The sequence below is a fragment of the Pseudoruegeria sp. SK021 genome (assembly GCF_002119405.1).
Classification (GTDB): Bacteria; Pseudomonadota; Alphaproteobacteria; order Rhodobacterales; family Rhodobacteraceae; genus Meridianimarinicoccus.
Window position 1 is genome coordinate 43,696 of sequence record NZ_MTBG01000016.1, and the last position, 17,740, is coordinate 61,435.

At 60.5% G+C, this 17,740-nt stretch carries 17 protein-coding genes; 5 read left to right on the plus strand and 12 right to left on the minus strand.

The window, feature by feature from the left end:
• Positions 1-155: 155 nt before the first annotated feature.
• The 3 genes from BV911_RS11175 to BV911_RS11185 all read right to left on the minus strand — a co-directional run bounded on the left by BV911_RS11175 (position 156) and on the right by BV911_RS11185 (position 3,003).
• Positions 156-977, minus strand: a complete 822-nt coding sequence (locus BV911_RS11175; RefSeq protein ID WP_086053699.1) for a carbohydrate kinase family protein — start codon at positions 975-977, stop codon at positions 156-158.
• A 4-nt stretch (positions 978-981) separates the two neighbouring features.
• Positions 982-2,076 carry an SIS domain-containing protein gene (locus BV911_RS11180; RefSeq protein ID WP_086053700.1) on the minus strand — a complete coding sequence of 365 codons (1,095 nt, stop codon included), beginning with the start codon at positions 2,074-2,076 and terminating at the stop codon, positions 982-984.
• Between the two features lie 153 nt (positions 2,077-2,229).
• The gene (locus tag BV911_RS11185; RefSeq protein ID WP_086053701.1) at positions 2,230-3,003 is read right to left on the minus strand and encodes a DeoR/GlpR family DNA-binding transcription regulator; all 774 of its coding nucleotides are present in this window, start codon (positions 3,001-3,003) and stop codon (positions 2,230-2,232) included.
• Between the two features lie 200 nt (positions 3,004-3,203).
• Between BV911_RS11185 and BV911_RS11190 the strand changes: the two genes are divergently transcribed.
• Positions 3,204-3,905, plus strand: a complete 702-nt coding sequence (locus BV911_RS11190; protein WP_205963846.1) for a BtpA/SgcQ family protein — start codon at positions 3,204-3,206, stop codon at positions 3,903-3,905.
• A gap of 210 nt (positions 3,906-4,115) precedes the next feature.
• Here BV911_RS11190 and gyrB read toward each other — a convergent pair whose 3' ends face one another.
• From gyrB to BV911_RS11205, 3 genes are all read right to left on the minus strand, one after another.
• Positions 4,116-6,533 (minus strand): DNA topoisomerase (ATP-hydrolyzing) subunit B, encoded by a 2,418-nt coding sequence (gene gyrB, locus BV911_RS11195; RefSeq protein ID WP_086053703.1) that lies wholly within the window; start codon positions 6,531-6,533, stop codon positions 4,116-4,118.
• Positions 6,534-6,612: 79 nt separating this feature from the next.
• A complete protein-coding gene (locus BV911_RS11200) occupies positions 6,613-7,233 on the minus strand; it encodes a LysE family translocator (protein WP_086053704.1) in 621 nt (206 codons plus the stop codon).
• A 118-nt stretch (positions 7,234-7,351) separates the two neighbouring features.
• Positions 7,352-8,104: an HpcH/HpaI aldolase/citrate lyase family protein gene (locus BV911_RS11205; RefSeq protein ID WP_086053705.1), complete on the minus strand. Its 753-nt coding sequence runs from the start codon at positions 8,102-8,104 to the stop codon at positions 7,352-7,354.
• A 117-nt stretch (positions 8,105-8,221) separates the two neighbouring features.
• Between BV911_RS11205 and BV911_RS11210 the strand changes: the two genes are divergently transcribed.
• Together BV911_RS11210 and BV911_RS11215 are read left to right on the plus strand one after the other, a co-directional pair.
• Positions 8,222-8,440: a DUF6500 family protein gene (locus BV911_RS11210; RefSeq protein ID WP_086053706.1), complete on the plus strand. Its 219-nt coding sequence runs from the start codon at positions 8,222-8,224 to the stop codon at positions 8,438-8,440.
• A 100-nt stretch (positions 8,441-8,540) separates the two neighbouring features.
• The gene (locus BV911_RS11215; protein ID WP_086053707.1) at positions 8,541-8,789 is read left to right on the plus strand and encodes a peptidase; all 249 of its coding nucleotides are present in this window, start codon (positions 8,541-8,543) and stop codon (positions 8,787-8,789) included.
• An 8-nt stretch (positions 8,790-8,797) separates the two neighbouring features.
• Here BV911_RS11215 and recF read toward each other — a convergent pair whose 3' ends face one another.
• The 6 genes from recF to mutM all read right to left on the minus strand — a co-directional run bounded on the left by recF (position 8,798) and on the right by mutM (position 15,332).
• Positions 8,798-9,898 (minus strand): DNA replication/repair protein RecF, encoded by a 1,101-nt coding sequence (gene recF / locus BV911_RS11220; protein WP_086053708.1) that lies wholly within the window; start codon positions 9,896-9,898, stop codon positions 8,798-8,800.
• A 31-nt stretch (positions 9,899-9,929) separates the two neighbouring features.
• A complete protein-coding gene (gene dnaN / locus BV911_RS11225) occupies positions 9,930-11,048 on the minus strand; it encodes a DNA polymerase III subunit beta (protein WP_086053709.1) in 1,119 nt (372 codons plus the stop codon).
• Positions 11,049-11,161: 113 nt separating this feature from the next.
• On the minus strand, positions 11,162-12,598 hold the full coding sequence (gene dnaA / locus BV911_RS11230) for a chromosomal replication initiator protein DnaA (RefSeq protein ID WP_086053710.1): 1,437 nt from the start codon (positions 12,596-12,598) through the stop codon (positions 11,162-11,164).
• A 651-nt stretch (positions 12,599-13,249) separates the two neighbouring features.
• Complete coding sequence (gene rpsT, locus BV911_RS11235; RefSeq protein ID WP_086053711.1) at positions 13,250-13,513, minus strand: 30S ribosomal protein S20; 264 nt, start codon at positions 13,511-13,513, stop codon at positions 13,250-13,252.
• A 94-nt stretch (positions 13,514-13,607) separates the two neighbouring features.
• Positions 13,608-14,384, minus strand: a complete 777-nt coding sequence (locus tag BV911_RS11240) for an enoyl-CoA hydratase-related protein (RefSeq protein ID WP_086053712.1) — start codon at positions 14,382-14,384, stop codon at positions 13,608-13,610.
• Between the two features lie 84 nt (positions 14,385-14,468).
• Complete coding sequence (gene mutM / locus BV911_RS11245; protein WP_086053713.1) at positions 14,469-15,332, minus strand: bifunctional DNA-formamidopyrimidine glycosylase/DNA-(apurinic or apyrimidinic site) lyase; 864 nt, start codon at positions 15,330-15,332, stop codon at positions 14,469-14,471.
• A 112-nt stretch (positions 15,333-15,444) separates the two neighbouring features.
• Here mutM and ubiE point away from each other — a divergent pair, with 112 nt between their 5' ends.
• Together ubiE and ubiB are read left to right on the plus strand one after the other, a co-directional pair.
• Positions 15,445-16,197 (plus strand): bifunctional demethylmenaquinone methyltransferase/2-methoxy-6-polyprenyl-1,4-benzoquinol methylase UbiE, encoded by a 753-nt coding sequence (gene ubiE / locus BV911_RS11250; protein WP_086053742.1) that lies wholly within the window; start codon positions 15,445-15,447, stop codon positions 16,195-16,197.
• Positions 16,198-17,727: a 2-polyprenylphenol 6-hydroxylase gene (gene ubiB, locus BV911_RS11255; RefSeq protein WP_086053714.1), complete on the plus strand. Its 1,530-nt coding sequence runs from the start codon at positions 16,198-16,200 to the stop codon at positions 17,725-17,727.
• Positions 17,728-17,740 lie beyond the last annotated feature (13 nt).

The window sequence follows — 17,740 nt, forward strand, 5'->3', positions numbered from 1 at the left end:
AGACATCGAAATGACGGAGTGTTGAGTGAATTAACTCATAAAATAAATCACGTTTATAAGTCTTTATGTTCGCTATGCCTAATTTTTGTACAAACTTATCTTACCGCTATGTACTTTTGTGACAGAATAAAGCGAAAGCAGAAAGCTGTGCTTTCTCACCACAGCGCGTCGGGGCCAGTCTTGCTGACCGCTAACGCGCCGGCCGCCGCGCCGGCGCGAAGTTGGGCATCCACACTGCATCCAAGGGCGATGGCTGCTGTGATTGCCCCGACCGTTGCATCCCCTGCGCCGGTGGGATCAATTGCGGTGCGTGGTGGCGGCGCACAGATGCGGGTTTCGCCGTCCTGCCAGTGCAGTAGTCCGCGCACGCCGCGTTTGAGAAGCAGGCGTGGGGCAACAGTGGTCAGGCAGGCGATGATCCGGGCCTCATCTGTTTCGCCGGTTAAAAGCTGCGCCTCGTCCAAGCTGGGCGCAAACACATCAATCCCGGCGAACTGTGGCAGGGCTGACGGGCCGGGGGCGGCGAAGGCCTCGCTGGTATCGGCAATTAAAAGGCCCGGTGCCGCTGCGCGCATCTGGGGAAGAAGGTGAAGCGGGAGGGGGCATAACAGGCAGGTCTCGGCGCCCGGTGGCAATGGCGGCGCCAATGCCGCCGTGCGGTCCCACCATTCCGGCGACCGGGCGGCGCTATCCTGGCGGGCTTCGTTCTGACCATAGACGACCCGTGTGCGTCTGGACGGCCCGGCCCGCCGTTCGACCGCGGACACGTCAAGACCTTGGGCGGACAACCGGTCGAGCCAAGCATCGGGAAAGTCGTCCCCGATGGCGATACACAGCCGGGGCGTGACCCCAAGGCGCACCGCAGAAAGCGCCGCGTAAATGGCCCCTCCGCCGATGCTTTCGTGGCGGCTTCCGTCGGCTGTCTCGACGTCATCAATCGAGGCGTAGCCGACAATGTCGACGGAGGGGCGGGTCATAACGCTATTCTCCGGTGCCGAGCAACGATCTGCGGGTCAGCAGGCGCGACACGGTGAACTTATCGACATCGTCTTTCAGATGCAGTCGGCGGTCGGGGTCGGTGCCATTGGTGCGACCCAAGTGATACGCCAGTAATTGCAGCGCGATGGCCTGAGTGACAGGCAGTGCAGCGCTGCCGCCGGGTGTTTGGATGCGGTGTGTTGCAGCGGGTACCGGCGTGTCAGAGCTTTCGATCGCCACGGTGATGACGCCCAGCCGCGCCAATGCGTCGGCGGCAGAATTGGCAAACTCGGCCGCGCGGGCGGAATGCGGTAGTAAAACGACCATTTCGCCGCGATCGAGCGACCAGTACTGCCGGTGCGCAAACTCTTCCAACTCGTCACTCCAAGAGTGGACGGTGGTTACTTCAACCATTTTCGCGGCACCGTAATCGGCGGTTGCCACCGCATGTCCCGTGCCAAGGAACCGTATTCCGGCTAGGGATTCTCCATCTTGATCGGCGATCGCTGCGGTCTGAGCGGTGGTGGTGCGGATAAAGTCCGGCAGGTCTGGCAAGGCGCTGGATAGGGCGGCGGGCAAGGGCGCGTTGTCGCAGAGCATCGACAGGGCCAGTACGGTCGCCGTGTAGCTGGACGTGCCGCAGAGGAACTTGCCAATATCGTCAATGCCCAGCTGAAGGCGCGGAAGGCCCAAGGCGCCGACGCGTCCGCCATCGCGATTGGTCAGCAGGGCGGCAATCGGGCCGACTTCCAGCGCAGCTTCGGCCGATTGCAGGCTGCGATCCACCCCGCCTGACATGGTGATGCCGAGGGCACGGTCGTTCTGTGTCAGGGTCGGCGCGACGGTCAGCAGGAAATCCATGCTGGCCGAGGCATATGTTCGGCATCCGCCCATCGTCTGGCCGGGCAGGGCCGCACGGGCCGCGAACCATCCGTCGCCGCTGCCATAGGCATGGACGGCGCCGTTCCCCTTTGGGTGCAGATGGGCGCGGGCAAATTGGGTGAGTTCGTCTTGGCGGGCCAGAAGATCGGCCAGAAGATCGGGCTGCCGGACAATATCGTCAAGCATCGGCGTTGCAGCCGGAGTATCCAGAGGCATGGGGGGGTCCTTTGCCGGAGAGTGTATTTCGGGCTGAATTTCAGAGCGGCACGCCCGAGGTCCAGCGCCGTCATATTGTCGGGCAATGACCTGCCGTGGCAAGAAAAGTCTCGATAAGAAATTTCTTTCGAAAATTTACTATTAGCAGAGCTATTATGCCAATACCACTTCCAGTCCGGCGGCGCGCAACTCTTTGACCGCGGCTGGAGATGCGCCTTGGTCGGTGATCAGAAGATCTACTTGGTCAAGGTCGGCAATCTTTGCGGTGGCCACGTGCTTGAGTTTGGAATGATCGGCTAGCATCACCACACGGCTCGCAGCTGCCATCATCTTTTGTTTGATCTCGGCTTCGTGCCAGTTGCTGTTGGTAAAACCTTTAACGGTATCCACCCCCGCGCAGCTGATGAAAGCAACGTCCGCGTTGACCCGATCCAGAAGCAGCGTTCCGAACGGCGACACCAACGAATTCAGCTTGGGGCGCACTGTGCCGCCGGTGACAATCACCGTAATATTTGGGCGCGGAGACAGTTCTATTGCCACATTAAGCGAATTTGTGACCACTGCGAGGTCCGTCAGCTTGTCAGGAATAAGGCCCGCAAGGGCTGCGATGGTCGAACCTGTATCCATAAGGATGGTTTCACCGTCGCGGATCATGTCGGCGGCGATGGCAGCAATCGCCGTCTTCTCAGCCCCGCGCAACGACGCATTCAGATCGACCGGGCGTTCATATCTGCTTGGTCGCATCGCAATCGCACCGCCGCGTACTCGGCGCAAAATCTGGGATTTTTCCAATATAAGTAGGTCGGCGCGCACGGTCACCGTCGAGACACCCAGCGTTTCGCTGAGGTTGATGACGTCCACCCGCCCATCCGTGCCCAGCATTTCTACGATCTGGCGGTGTCTTGTTATTGCTTTCAAAGTGGACATTGAAAAAACCTTTTAGGGATTGACTCAAGAGCGATCGATGTCAGGTTAACGGATAGTCGCGCACCGTACATCATTCATTTTCGGCGCGCCCTTTCACCCTGATCGAGGTTTTAATGTCGTCTACTTGTGTTCCCGCCCGTCTTCCGTCCGTTGTGGCCGCGTTGCAATTTCCGCCATTCCGTGGCCCGGACGTGATGCCCATGTCATGGTATGAGGATTACCTGCTGACGAATGCCGAAGCCTTTGTGACCGGCGGGATTACCGCGATCAAGATTCAGGACGAAACCCGGCAGGAAGGATCCGCCAGCGCGCAGACGATCGCGCGGATGTCGGCGCTGGGGCGCGTGTTCAAGCAGGCGCACCCGGATGTTATGCTGGGCATAATCGTTCAGGCGCATGACGCCGTCGCGCCGTTGTGCATCGCCGATGCTTGTGGCGCGGATTTCGTGCGTCTCAAGGTTTTCGTCGGGACGTCGGTGAACGCGGAAGGAACCCGCAATGCGTTGTCCGTACAAGCTGAGGCCTGCCGGGAAGATCTGAACCGCCGTGACATTGCCATCATGGCCGACGTTCATGACCGCACCTCGGTCGCGCTGAGCCGAGTGAATGACGCGACCGCGGCTGGATGGGCGCAGGGGATGGGCGCAGATGCTATTGTCCTGACCGGCGACTCGTTTGACGACAGCTGCGCCAAGATCGCCGCTGTCCGTCAGGCCGGGGTGAAGCGCCCATTGTATATTGGCGGCGGCATCAACGGTGACAACGCCAAGCGCGCGCTGGAAATTGCCGACGGCATCGTGGTCAGTACATCGCTGATGCGGAAGGATGCGGCTGACTCAGATCTTCTGCGCTGGGATGTGGATGCCGTGCGTCAATTGATGCACGGTCTTTCAGCCGAGTAAGCGACATTGTCAGGGTGGCGACCAACGAAGTGTCGCGCCCTGATCTGATCGAAAAGGCCGAAGTGTCAGTAACTTAGTGCCGTCATCCGGCGCTTTGTTTGCGTGTCGGGTTGATTGCAATGTCGCGACCTTATGAGGCCTCAATCCAGCCTTACGCAGCGACGCGCACGGGTCTTGCGCGTCGCTGATTTTGATCTGTTCTGATAGCCCTCAGAAGTCCAGATGCTCGACGTTGAGAGCGTTGGTCTGGATAAATTCCCGACGCGGTTCGACCACATCGCCCATCAGCTTGGTGAAAATGTCGTCAGCTTCTGCGACGTCTTCGATCTTGACCTGCAACAAGGTGCGCGCTTCCGGATCGAGGGTGGTTTCCCACAATTGATCCGGGTTCATTTCGCCCAAGCCCTTGTATCGTTGCAAGGACAGGCCCTTTTCGCCTTCGTTCAAGATGGCGGTCAGCAGGTCGATGGGGCCGTGGATCGGCAAGCCCCGGTCGCGACGCATCAGCGTGGCTGGTTGCTGGTAGAGATCCTGCAACGCTTGGGTCATGCCGCCCAGTCGTCGCGCTTCGCCCGAGCGAAGCACCGGACCGTCGAGCGTCCGCACTTCATCCACGCCGCGCAAGGCCCGGATCAGGCGCAAGCCGCGGTCTTGGGTGGGGCGCCCTTTCCAACCGCGTTCATATTCGGTTGAAATTATGTCCAACCGGGCCGCGATCGCGTCGGCGGTGCCTTGAATGTCTGCATCGACCTGACCGGGCAGAAATGCGCCGGCAATGGCGGCCTGCTCGAGGATATGTTGGGGATAATGGGTCGGGAAGGCGGCCAGAACTCGGCGGACGTTGCGGGCATCTTCCACCACGCGCCGCAAATCTTGCCCGACGATTTCTTCGCCGTTGCCCAAGCGCAGCATCGCGCCATCGACGCCCATCTCGATCAGGTAGTCATCGAGCGCGGGTTGATCCTTCAGATAGACCTCGGACTTGCCACGCGCCACCTTAAACAGGGGCGGCTGCGCGATATACAAATATCCGCCTTCGATCACTTGCGGCATTTGCCGGAAGAAGAAGGTCAGCAGAAGGGTCCGGATGTGGGCGCCGTCGACGTCCGCATCGGTCATGATGATAATTTTGTGATACCGTAGCTTGGTGATGTCAAATTCATCGCGGCCAATGCCGGTGCCAAGGGCGGTGATCAGGGTTCCGATTTCCTGACTGCCCAGCATCCGATCAAAGCGGGCCCGTTCGACGTTGAGAATCTTACCACGCAGTGGCAAAACCGCCTGATTGACGCGACTGCGGCCCTGTTTGGCAGAGCCTCCGGCGCTGTCTCCCTCCACGATGAAGACTTCGCGGCTTTCGGGATCTCGGGCCTGACAATCTGCCAGTTTGCCGGGCAGAGACGCGATATCGAGCGTGGATTTCTTGCGGGTCAGTTCGCGGGCGCGCTTGGCGGCTTCACGGGCAAGAGCGGCGTCCATGATCTTGGTCAGGACGATTTTCGCCTCGGCCGGATGCTCCTCGAACCATTCGGACAGCTTTTCGTTCAGCAGGCCTTCGATGGCTGGTCGAACCTCGGAGCTGACGAGTTTGTCTTTCGTTTGGCTCGAGAATTTCGGATCCGGCACCTTGACGGATAGCACCGTGGTCAAGCCTTCACGGGCGTCGTCGCCGGTAAAGGTGACCTTCTCGCGCTTGGCCAGACCGGACGCGCTGGAATATAGGTTGAGGGTCCGGGTTAGCGCGCCGCGGAAGCCGGCCAGATGGGTGCCCCCATCGCGTTGCGGGATGTTGTTGGTGAACGGCAGCACCATCTCATTGTAGCTGTCGTTCCACCACATCGCGACTTCGATGGTGATGCCGTCGCGTTCGCCAGTGATATAAATCGGTTCTGGCAGCAGCGCGGTCTTGGAGCGATCAAGATAGCGGACGAATTCCTTGACGCCGCCATCGTAGTACAGCTCGGATCTTAAGGGCTCGGCCGGTCGCTCGTCCTCGAGGATGATGCGCACGCCAGAGTTCAGGAACGCCAGTTCGCGCAGGCGATTTTCCAGCGTTTTGAAGCTGAATTCCAGGTTGGAGAACGTGGACGTCGAGGCGAGAAAACGAACTTCGGTTCCGGTGCGCCCGGGTGTTTCGGCGACGACGCGCAGGTGTTCGACGGTATCGCCGCCTTCAAAGCGGGCGACGTGTTCCTTGCCGTCGCGCCAGATGCGCAGTTCCAGCCAATCGGACAAGGCATTGACCACTGACACGCCGACGCCGTGCAAGCCACCGGAAACCTTATAGGAATTCTGGTCGAACTTACCGCCCGCGTGCAGTTGGGTCATGATGACCTCGGCGGCACTGACGCCTTCTTCTTCGTGGATGCCGACGGGGATCCCGCGACCGTTATCTGAGATCGAGACACTGCTGTCGGCGTGAATTTTTACGTTCACCGCGTCGGCATGACCTGCCAACGCCTCGTCGATGCCGTTATCCACCACCTCATAGACCATATGGTGTAGGCCCGAGCCGTCATCGGTATCCCCGATATACATGCCGGGCCGTTTTCTGACGGCCTCCAAGCCCCTGAGAACCTTGATCGAATCGGCTCCGTATTCTTCGGGGATCGGTGCTGCTTCAGCCATGAAAAACGCCCTTCATAAGATCGTCATTTTATAGGCCAAGGCGGCGGGAATGTCACGCGGTCGGCGGCAGAAATCGGCGTCACGTGAAGGGGATGATGCAGCCGACCAAAAGCATGAGGATCCCGGCCACCTGATTGGTCCGCCGGAAGGCACGCGGCGTGGTCAGAAAACGCCGGATCTTGTGAATGAACGCGGCAAAAATTAGGTTGCCGATCAGTGGAACTGCGATTGAAATCAGGACGATAGCGGTAATGTCTTGGACAGTGACCCGGGTGAGGTCAAAAAAGCCCGGCAAGATCCCCATGTAAAACAGGATCGCCTTCGGGTTGGCGAGGATGACGACGACCCCCGCCAGAAACCCGGCCAGCATTCCCGGTTGAGTCAGGCGGCTATCGGCTGAGATGCGCCGATCCGCATGGCGTAGCAAGTTGAGGCCCATGAACCAAAACATCGCGGCCCCGGCAAAGCGCAGTAAGGTCATGAAACCATTGAATTCTGATACGATCCACGACACGCCGAGGATTGCCAGAAGCGGCCAGAGCGCATCGCCGATCACAACCCCCAAGGCCAGCGGCCATGCCGCATGAAAGCCGCCGGACATGCCGCGCGTGATCAAGGCCAGCCAGACCGGGCCGGGGGTCAGAAATAGGACAAACAGGCCCGCAGCATAAAGCCCGAGATCGGCAAATGTGACCGTCATTCGGGCTTACCTAAATCACTTTGGAGCCACGCCTGAAGGTGAGACAAACAGCGTCGGAACTCTGTCGGACTTTTATCGGACTTTCGTCGGACCAAGTGTCGGGGTGAGGCCGGGCGGGTCAGTCTCGGCACCAGCCTTGCATCTGCGTGGCCAAGGTGCGCAGCATCAACACATCAACTCCGGCGATGATCCGGTTGCCCTTGGCGAAGGCCGCATCGGCGCGGTCCGGGTCCATGGCGATGGTGCCCATAGGCAAGCCAGCTTTGAGGACGGCGGCCTCCATCTTCCCGATCAGCGCTAGGAAGTCGGGGTGATCGAACTGACCGGGAATGCCCAAGGCGGTCGACAGGTCATAGGGGGCCGGAATGATGGCATCGATCCCGGGCACAGCGCAGATCGCCTCAATATTCTCGGCCGCCTCCAGCGTTTCGGCCAGCAGGATGCAGACCCCGCGCTTGGCAAAGTCCGCCGCATAGCCGGCCATGTCTTGACCATAGCGGGCCGCGGCCATGAACGGGCCGAAACTGCGGTGGCCATTGGGCGGATAATGCATGGAGGACACCGCCCAAGCGGCATCTTCTGCGGTCCGGATCAGCGGAAAGACCAGTCCTTCGGCCCCCAGATCGAGGGCGCGTTTGACATGGGCGTCGTCCAATTTGGTGATCCGCACCAGCGGCGCGCAATCGGTGCCCGCCGTGGCCGCGATCATGGCATGCAGCGCGCCATAGTCGATTGCGCCGTGCTCCAGATCCAGCATGACGCAATCGGCGCCGCCGGCGGCCACGGCCTGAACCACGGTCGCCGAAGGAATGGCGACCATCATCATGCTCAGACGATCGGTGGTGGTGTGCAATTTATCCTTAAAGATCATTCTGAGGCTCCTGGCGCGGCAATCGGGAGGGGCACGCTAGGGCGCAGGTTAATTTCTGTCAATTGGCGCACCGGCTTGGACCGTGTTAGCAGGCGCAGACCCTGCGGAGGACGCCAAATGCAGCCAAGTTTGAGAGCCAAGATCACCACCGTCTGCGCGGCCAAGATCGCGGCAAAGGGCGAGGGGGTCGGGGTATCGTTCTATGCGTTCTTCGCAAACCGTAACGATGATCCCGAGTTGCTGATGGAGGCTGCGGAGTGGTGGATCCGGCAGCACCGACTGGATCATTTTGAAAAGGCGGTGAAAATTCGCGCGATGGTCATGGCTGGCCTCTGAGATGCGGTGCCACTGAACTTGTTCTGCGCCGGGGACTGCGGTATCGCATAGGCATCGGAACGCCGGGTTCACGGCGCCGATCTCCGGAAAGTTTTTGACGATGTTTTTAACCCGATTTGCGGCTTTTGAGCAGCAGTTGAAGTGGCTTGCCTTCGCATTGGGCCTGTGCAGTACAATTTGTGTGGTGCAAGGCTGGCAGTTTGGCGCGATGGTCTTCAGTCTGCCGTTTTGTTTGATTTGGATTTACTGCGCGTGGCTGCGCAACGAGCCGCAGTTGAAATATATTAACGTGATGTTCACGCTGCTCTATGTCTATGGGATTGGGCGCTATTTGGTGCTGTACACATAACGCGCTGTTTAACGATCTGGGCACCGGACCCGGCTTTCGCCGTCGACTTCGGTGACCTCAAGCCGCTGGGTGCGGTTGCCCAAACTGTCGAACAATTCGGCGCCGGTGCCGGTCAGGAAGGCTTGGGCGCCCAAGGTGCAAACCTCGTCATAAAGGGCGGCGCGGCGGTCAGCATCCAGATGGGCCGCGACCTCGTCCAACAACAAGATCGGCGCGGTTCCGGTATCTTCGGCCAGCGCCCGGGCATTGGCGAGGATCAGGGAAATCAGCAGGGCTTTCTGTTCGCCGGTGGAGCACAGCGCGGCGGGCATCGCCTTGGCGGCAAAGGTGACGTCAAGATCGACGCGGTGCGGCCCGACCCGGCTGCGTCCGGCACGCAAGTCGCCCGGGCGCGCGTCGGCAAGGGCAGCGGCAAAGGCGGCGGCATCGGCAAAGGGCGCGGGATCGGACAGGGCCAGATCGGCGGCCGGAAACGCGGTGATCGCGCCAGTCTGGGCCTGTTGCAGGCGGGCGATGGCGGCGGCGCGGTTGGCGGCAAGGGCGGTTCCGGCCTCGGCCATGCGAAATTCCAGCGCGGCGTACCAGCGGGTGTCGGTGATCTGATCGCGCAACAGCCGGTTGCGGTCGCGCATCGCCTTGTCATAGGCCAGCACCGCGTCGGCATGGCCGGGCTGAAAACTGAGGGCGATCCGGTCAAGAAACCGGCGACGGCCCTCGGCGCCTTCGGACCAAAGCCGATCCATGGAGGGCACCAGCCAGAGGATGCGCAGCAGGCTGCCAAGCGCATTTTGCGGCGCGGCTTTGCCATCGATACGGGTTTGGCGGGGGCTGCCGGCCTCGGCCCGGGCGTCGATCTGATGCTGGCGGGGGCCGTGGGTCAGGTCGGCAACGATGCGCCAGCCGATTCTGTCCGGGCTTCGCGCCAGATCATCGCTGGTGGCGCGGCGCAGGCCCCGGCCCGGCGAAAGCAAAGAGATTGCCTCGATCAGATTGGTTTTTCCGGCCCCGTTCGGTCCGAAGATCGCCACCGGGCGCGGATCAAGATCCAGCGTGGTCCGGCGATGCGACCGGAAATGCGACAGATCAAGACGGGTGAGGGCAAGGCTCATCCGGGCCCCCAAAGGCGGTGCGGATGCGGGGTCAGACCCGCATCGGCATGACCACATAGACTGCGGACAGGTCGGTGCCTTCGCGCATCAGGGTCGGATCGCCGGCCGTGTTGAACAGGAAGACGGCATTTTCGCGATCCACCTGACTGGCGATTTCCAGCAGGTATTTGGCGTTGAAGCCAATTTCCAACGGCTCATCGGCATAGGCGACCGAGAGTTCCTCTTCGGCGGCACCGCTGTCAGGGGCGTTGACCGACAGGACCAGACGGTCTTCATCCAAGGTCAGCTTGACCGCGCGCGAGCGTTCTGAGGACACTGTGGCAACCCGGTCGACGGCGCGGGCGAAATCGGCGGCATCCACTTCCATCTTGCGGGTGTTTCCCACCGGAATGACCCGGGTGTAGTCGGGAAAGGTGCCGTCGATGACTTTTGAGGTCAGGGTGATCGCCGGGGTGGCGAAGCGGATCTTGGTGTCGGACACCGACACTTCGATCTCGGCCTCGTCATCATCAAGCAATTTGCGCAATTCGCCCACGGTTTTGCGGGGCACGATTACGCCGGGCATGGTGTCGGCACCTTGCGGCAGGGGCGCGTCGATTCGGGCCAGACGGTGACCATCGGTGGCGACGCAGCGCAGGACCGGATCGCCCTCATTTTCCGAGACATGCAGGTAGACGCCGTTAAGGTAATAGCGGGTCTCTTCGGTCGAAATGGCGAATTTCGACTTGTCGAACAAGCGGCGCAGCATGGGCGCGGGGGCGGTAAAGGTCGCCGAATATTCCGAATTGGCCATGACCGGGAAATCTTCGCGGGGCAGGGTGGCCAGTTTGAAATGCGCCCGTCCAGCCGCGACGGTCAGAATGCCGGTCTGCGGGTCGGCGGATAGTTCCACCAGTGCGCCGTCGGGCAATTTCCGGGTGATTTCGTGCAAGGTGACCGCAGCCACGGTGGTGGCACCAGCTTGATGCACCATGGCCGGGGCGGCATCGACCACTTCGATGTCGAGGTCGGTGGCGCGGAAGCGGACTTTGTCGCCTTCGGCTTCGATCAGGACATTGGCCAAGATCGGAATGGTGTTGCGGCGCTCGACCACGGATTGTGCCTGAGCTACGGCTTTTAACAGAATTCCACGCTCGATACTCAGTTTCATGCGGCCGTTCCTTCAGTCACAAGGGACTGTGACGCTACTTGATTCTGTCCGGGGTACAAGCCCTTTCCTGCACCAAAATGCAGGATTTCAGACAGCGGGTTTGAATTGCGAGATCAGGCTTCTAGGCTGCGGCGCAGAAGCTCCAGATCCTCGGCGACTTGGCTGTCTTTGCCTTTAAGTTCCTCGATCCGCTTCACCCCATGCATGATGGTGGTGTGATCGCGGCCGCCAAAGCGCCGCCCGATTTCCGGGAGGGAGCGGCTGGTCAGGGTTTTGCACAGATACATGGCAATCTGCCGGGGCCGGGCCACGGTCCGAACCCGCGTTGGCCCGATCAATTCGCTGAGGCGAATGTTGTAATGCTCGGACACCCGGCGCTGAATTTCTTCGACGGTGACCTTGCGTTCGGACACCCGCAGGATGTCGGACAGGCAGTCTTGGGTCATTTCCAGCGTGATCTCACGCCCGACCAGCGAGGCCATGGCGAAGAGACGCAACAGCGCACCCTCAAGGACCCGGACGTTGGTCGAGATGCGATGGGCGAGAAATTCCAGCACCCCATTGGCGATGGCAAGGCTGGGATATTGCTTGGAGTACAGATCGACCTTCTGCTGCAAGATGCCAAGGCGCAGTTCATAATCGGTGGGGTGCAGATCGACGACAAGGCCGCATTGCAGGCGCGATTTGATCCGGTCTTCCATGTCCTTCATCTCACCCGGGGCGCGGTCGCCCGAAATGATGATCTGCTTCTGTTGGTCAACCAAAGCATTGAACGTGTGGAAAAATTCGTCCTGAGTGCTGTCTTTCCCGGCGATGAATTGCACGTCATCCACCATCAGCACATCGACCGAGCGGAACAGCTGTTTGAAGGTCATCATATCGCGATCGCGCAGGGCCTGCACGAAGCGATACATGAACTGCTCGGCGGACAAATAGACGATGCGAAGCTCGGGATCGCGCAGGCGCATTTGCCACGCGATCGCATGCATCAGGTGGGTCTTGCCCAGACCGACGCCGCCATACAGAAACAGCGGATTAAAGGTCACGGGGCCGCCTTCGGCCACCCGGCGGGCGGCGGCGTGGGCCAATTCGTTCGGCGGGCCGACCACGAAGCTGTCAAAGGTAAACCGCTGATCAAGCGAGCCACCGGGAAGCTGGTTGTCACCGGAGGCCTCGGAGGCGGGTTGAATCATTGCCGATGCGACCCGGTCAGCGGCGGGCTGCGCCGGTGCCGATATGGCGGATGTGGGGGCGGCGGCCGCAGCCGGTTGATCGGGGGCCGCTGCGGGCGACTCGCGCCGCCGGGGTTCGGTCGAGACTTCAAACTGGATGCGGCGCACATCGGCGCCAGCCTTGTGCAGATGGCGCAGAATTTGGTCGCCGTAATTCCGGTTCACCCACGTGCCAATGAAATTTGTCGGAACATTGAACATGGCAACGCCATTTTCGCAGGCATCAAATTTCAGGGGGCGGATCCAGGTCTTGTAGTTGTCTTCGCCCATGGATTTCAGAAGCGCGTCCTGAACCTCCCCCCAAGTGTCGTTTGTCATTCCTGCTCATCCAAATTTCCGGCCCAAAAAGATCGCCGGCTTGCCCCTGTGTGCCTCGGTCCACGACCATCTTCGGGGGGACCTCCTTGCGGCACGCCTTGTTTGTGCGCAAGAGCCGGGTGCCCCTACGTCCAAACAGACTTAACGCGTGCTGTCGCCAAACGTGGCGCGGCAGAGGTATCCCTCAGAACCGCAGCCCCGCTGACAGCGGAGAATTGGACATGCTCTGTCGGATCAGGACAGCCTGACCAGACAGATTTCGGACACACGAATTGCCCCTCGTGTTTCCGATACGTACACAGTGCTTCCTGCGCAGATGTCGTGATTGCTCGGGCTGGTTGGGTGCAACCGGCCAGAGTCTGCAAGAAGCGCGTATCTCATGTCCCCCAAAGACGATGTGAATCGCTTGCTGACATTAGCAATCCGGCTTCAATCTGCGCAACAGATCAATCGTATTGACACTGTGAATCAAATCGACCGAATCCGAGAGTGGTTGTTTTTATCATCTGAAATCAAAGATTTACTCGATTTAAGATAAATAAATCTGCCCAATTTCAGTCTGGGTGCAGCCGTGGCCGTCACGACACAGAAAAAGTCGAAGCACGGTTTCCCGGCTTCGTCTTTTCCGCATTAATTGTAATCGGCTTAAAGTTAGCCGATTGCCTTCACGCGCGCCGAAAGACGCGACATTTTCCGTGCAACCGTGTTCTTGTGGAACACGCCCTTCGTGACGCCACGCATCAGTTCAGGTTGTGCAGCGCGCAGCGCCGTCGTTGCAGCCGTGCTATCGCCCGACGAGATCGCTTCCTCAACCTTCCGGAGGAAGGTGCGGATGCGCGACCGGCGCGCCTTGTTGACGGCAGTGCGCCGCTCGGTCTGGCGGGCGCGCTTTTTCGATTGAGGCGAATTTGCCATATGTCAGCTTCCCACTTTTTGGGTGAATTCCGTTGAACGGCGTCTTTACGTCTGAGTCGCCGCCGAGTCAACTGTTGGAGAGGATTTTTACGTTTTACTTGTCGCGAAACTGCGGATCGCGCTTTTCAAGGAAGGCGGCCATGCCCTCGGCTTTGTCGGCGCTGTTGAACAGGGCATGGAACAGGCGGCGTTCAAACAGCAGCCCTTCCTGTAGGGAGGTTTCGAAGCTGCGATTGACTGCTTCTTTGACCGCCATCGAGGTCAGGCGGGACTTTTCCGAGATTTTCAACGCCGCCGCACGGGCTTCGTCCATCAATTTCTTCGCCGGGACAAGGCGGCTGACCAGCCCGGAGCGCTCGGCTTCTTCGGCGGTCATGAACCGCCCCGTCAGGTGCATGTCCATGGCCTTGGACTTGCCGACCGCATGGGTCAGGCGCTGAGTGCCGCCCATGGCCGCGACGACGCCGAGGTTGATTTCGGGCTGACCGAATTTGGCGGTGTCAGCGGCGATGATGAAGTCGCACATCATTGCCAATTCGCAACCGCCGCCAAGGGCATAGCCCGAGACCGCCGCGATGATAGGCTTGCGGCACAGTTGGAACTGATGGCTGATGGCACCGAACAGGTCGGCGGCGTAGACATCCACGAAGGTTTTCTCGGCCAGTTCGGCAATATCGGCACCGGCGGCAAAGGCCTTGTCGGACCCGGTAATGATGGTGCACCGGACTTTGTCATTGCTCTCGATCGAGCGCAGTGCGTCAATGAGTTCACGAAGGAGCTGGCTGCTGAGCGCATTGAGCGCCTCGGGCCGGTCCAACTTGATGACCGCAATGTGGTCATCGATTTCGAGGGTCAGAGTCTCATAGGCCATGGCTACCTGGCATACTTGTTTCAACAAACCCCAGCCATATCAGTCTTGGACCGGTGTTCAAGCCTGATATGGCCGAGGCCCGGCCTATCTTTGGCAGGTCGGGCAATAGAACGAGGACCGGCCAGATTGCACGATTCTGGTGATGGTTCCGGGGCAGTCAGGGGTGCGGCAAGGCTGTCCGGCGCGACCGTACACATCGAAGCTGTGTTGGAAATAGCCCAGTTCGCCATCGGCCTGCCGGTAGTCGCGCAAGGATGATCCGCCCGCGGCGATAGCGTCGGTCAGAACAGACCGGATTACTGGAACCAGACCGGCGACCTGACCGTCCGAGAGTGTGCCAGCCAAGCGCAGGGGTGAGATCCCCGCCCGATAAAGCGCCTCACAGACATAGATATTTCCCAAACCGGCGATCAGGCGCTGATCCAGAAGGGCGGATTTGATCGGTGTCTTGCGCCCTGTCAGGGCGGCGGCGAGGTAGGTTTCGTGAAAGTCATTACCCAAGGGCTCGGGGCCAAGCCCGACCAGCATTTTGTGGTGATCGACACTGGCTGTCGGGGCGAGATCCATCGCGCCGAACCGTCGGGCGTCATTAAAGCTGATGCGGGCACCCCCGGCCATGTCGAGGATGACGTGATCGTGCTTGGCGGGGGCGGGATGCGCGAACGCCCCCCCAGCAGAAGACGTTGCGTCACTGCCGGGAGTGATCAGCATGCGGCCGGACATGCCAAGGTGGATCAACAGGGTTTCGCCGGAGCTGAGATCGGCGAGAATGTATTTTGACCGCCGCCGCAACGCCAGAACGGTTTGCCCGGTGAGCCGTTCGGACATGCGTTCGGGCAGTGGCCAGCGCAAATCCGGGCGGCGGATATCGGCGGCAGTAATCACCCGGCCGTCCATGACGGGCAACAGGCCGCGTCGGACGGTTTCAACTTCGGGCAGTTCAGGCATGCGGCCAATCCCCTCTGTAGATTGCTGTTTGTCTGCGACCGCGTTGTCATAGGATGCGGGCGCTCTATAAGAAGGGGCAGAACAAGGAACGGCAAGACCCATGAGCGAGCCAATGAACGAATCGGGTAAGACGGTGACGCATTTCGGCTTTCAGGACGTCCCTGAATCCGAGAAAGCAGGCATGGTCCACGGGGTCTTTACCCGGGTGGCCTCGCGCTATGACATCATGAATGACGTGATGTCGGTTGGCGTGCATCGGTTGTGGAAAGACGCGATGATGGACTGGCTGGCGCCACGTCCGGGCACCCGTCTTCTGGATGTGGCGGGTGGCACCGGTGATGTCGCCTTCCGATATCTGAAGCGGGCACCGGGCGCATCCGCCATGGTGTTGGACCTGACTGCCTCCATGCTGGACGAAGGCCGCTTGCGGGCCGATGCCGAGGCCCTGTCGGCGCGGCTGGACTGGGTGGTCGGCGATGCCATGGCGCTGCCGTTCCCGGCCAACAGCTTTGACACTTATACGATTTCCTTTGGGATTCGGAACGTCACCCGGATCAATGAAGCCCTGAGCGAAGCCTACCGCGTGCTGCGACCCGGCGGGCGTTTGATGGTGTTGGAGTTCAGCCAACTGCCCAACGAGGCATTGCAATGGGCCTATGACCGCTATTCCTTTAACGTGATTCCGGCCATGGGCCAGCTGATCGCGCAGGACCGGGACAGCTATCAGTATCTGGTGGAATCGATTCGCCGCTTTCCAGACCAAGAGACCTTTGCTCGCATGATCCGTGAGGCCGGGTTCGGTCAGGTCAGTTATCGCAATCTGTCGCTGGGCATTGCGGCATTGCATTCCGGGTGGAAAATCTAGGTGCGGGGACCTCACAATATCTGGCGGCTGATCCGCACGGGCGCCACCTTTGAGCGGACCGGAGCGATGGGCGTCGTGCTGGAAGCGATGAACGCGCCCGCCAGCCTGCGGGTTCTGGCGCGGGTTCTGGGGTGGCCGTTCAAGCCGCTTGGCCTGAAAGGCGATCCGTCGGTGCCGCCGGTGACGCGCGCCCTGACGGCGCTGGGGCCGGCCTATATCAAATTCGGCCAGATTCTGTCGACGCGCCCTGATGTGGTGGGCGAAGAACTGGCCGCGCAGTTGAGCGTCTTGCAGGACAAGCTGCCGCCCTTTCCCATCGACGTGGCCAAGGCGGAAGTGGCGCGCGAGTTGGGCATCGACGTGGATGCGGTGTTTTCCGAGTTCAGCCCACCAGTCGCGGCGGCCTCGATCGCGCAGGTCCACAAGGCGCGACTGTCTGAGACCGGGACACTGGTGGCGGTCAAAGTGCTGCGCCCGCGGATTGAAAAAGCATTTCGAATGGACATCGACGCGTTTTATCTGGCGGCGTCTTTGGTTGAACTGCTGTCGCCATCGTCGCGGCGCCTGCGCCCGCTAGAGGTGATCCGGCATTTCGAAGGCGTCGTTCTGGGCGAACTCGACCTCCGGCTGGAAGCCGCCGCCGCAGGCGAATTCGCGGCCTCGACCGAGAAAGATGCAGGGTTTCAGGTTCCAAAGGTCGAATGGCATCTCTCGGCGCGGCGGGTCATGACCTTGGGTTGGGCTGAAGGCATTGCGGCCAGTGACTTGCAGGGGCTGGATGCGGCCGGAATCGACCGCCCCGATCTGGCGCGCCGGGTGCTGCAACTGTTTCTTAGCCATGCCTTGCGCGACGGGTATTTCCACGCCGATATGCATCAGGGCAATTTGAAGATCGCCGCCAATGGCGACCTGATCGCGCTGGATTTCGGGATCATGGGACGGATCGACGAATACACCCGCCGGGTCTATGCCGAGATCCTGTTCGGCTTCATCCGCAAGGATTACCGGCGGGTGGCCGAGGTTCACTTTGAGGCCGGATATGTGCCTTCGGACCGGGATATCGATGAATTCGCCCGGGCGCTGCGTGCGGTGGGAGAGCCGATTTTCGGGATGGATGCGACCCGAATATCCATGGCGCGGCTGTTGAATTATCTCTTTGAAGTGACCGAGAAATTCGGAATGGAAACCCGGACCGAACTGATCTTGCTGCAACGGACGATGGTTGTGGTCGAAGGGGTGGCGCGGTCGCTCGATCCGCGGATCAATATCTGGGAAGTGGCTCAGCCGGTGGTTGAGGGCTATATCCGCAAGAATATCGGGCCGCAGGCGCTGGCGCGGGACATGGTCAAAACGCTGCAGGTTCTGGCGCGGTTTGGGCCGCGTCTGCCGCGGTTGACCGAAGCGGCCTTGTTACGTCAAGTGGCGCCTTTGCCTGAACCTGCCCAGCCGTCGCGTTGGCGGCCTCTGGGCTGGGCTTTGCTGGGGGCGGGTGTATCGGCGGCAGGCGCGATGGTGCTGCACCTGCTCTGAGGCGGGCCGCATC

Excerpts from the sequence above, each read along its gene's own strand:
- BV911_RS11175 (WP_086053699.1), bottom strand. The coding sequence starts at position 977 with ATGACCCGCCCCTCCGTCGACATTGTCGGCTACGCCTCGATTGATGAC.
- BV911_RS11180 (WP_086053700.1), bottom strand. The coding sequence starts at position 2,076 with ATGCCTCTGGATACTCCGGCTGCAACGCCGATGCTTGACGATATTGTC.
- BV911_RS11185 (WP_086053701.1), bottom strand. The coding sequence starts at position 3,003 with ATGTCCACTTTGAAAGCAATAACAAGACACCGCCAGATCGTAGAAATG.
- BV911_RS11190 (WP_205963846.1), top strand. The coding sequence starts at position 3,204 with ATGTCATGGTATGAGGATTACCTGCTGACGAATGCCGAAGCCTTTGTG.
- gyrB (WP_086053703.1), bottom strand. The coding sequence starts at position 6,533 with ATGGCTGAAGCAGCACCGATCCCCGAAGAATACGGAGCCGATTCGATC.
- BV911_RS11200 (WP_086053704.1), bottom strand. The coding sequence starts at position 7,233 with ATGACGGTCACATTTGCCGATCTCGGGCTTTATGCTGCGGGCCTGTTT.
- BV911_RS11205 (WP_086053705.1), bottom strand. The coding sequence starts at position 8,104 with ATGATCTTTAAGGATAAATTGCACACCACCACCGATCGTCTGAGCATG.
- BV911_RS11210 (WP_086053706.1), top strand. The coding sequence starts at position 8,222 with ATGCAGCCAAGTTTGAGAGCCAAGATCACCACCGTCTGCGCGGCCAAG.
- BV911_RS11215 (WP_086053707.1), top strand. The coding sequence starts at position 8,541 with ATGTTTTTAACCCGATTTGCGGCTTTTGAGCAGCAGTTGAAGTGGCTT.
- recF (WP_086053708.1), bottom strand. The coding sequence starts at position 9,898 with ATGAGCCTTGCCCTCACCCGTCTTGATCTGTCGCATTTCCGGTCGCAT.
- dnaN (WP_086053709.1), bottom strand. The coding sequence starts at position 11,048 with ATGAAACTGAGTATCGAGCGTGGAATTCTGTTAAAAGCCGTAGCTCAG.
- dnaA (WP_086053710.1), bottom strand. The coding sequence starts at position 12,598 with ATGACAAACGACACTTGGGGGGAGGTTCAGGACGCGCTTCTGAAATCC.
- rpsT (WP_086053711.1), bottom strand. The coding sequence starts at position 13,513 with ATGGCAAATTCGCCTCAATCGAAAAAGCGCGCCCGCCAGACCGAGCGG.
- BV911_RS11240 (WP_086053712.1), bottom strand. The coding sequence starts at position 14,384 with ATGGCCTATGAGACTCTGACCCTCGAAATCGATGACCACATTGCGGTC.
- mutM (WP_086053713.1), bottom strand. The coding sequence starts at position 15,332 with ATGCCTGAACTGCCCGAAGTTGAAACCGTCCGACGCGGCCTGTTGCCC.
- ubiE (WP_086053742.1), top strand. The coding sequence starts at position 15,445 with ATGAACGAATCGGGTAAGACGGTGACGCATTTCGGCTTTCAGGACGTC.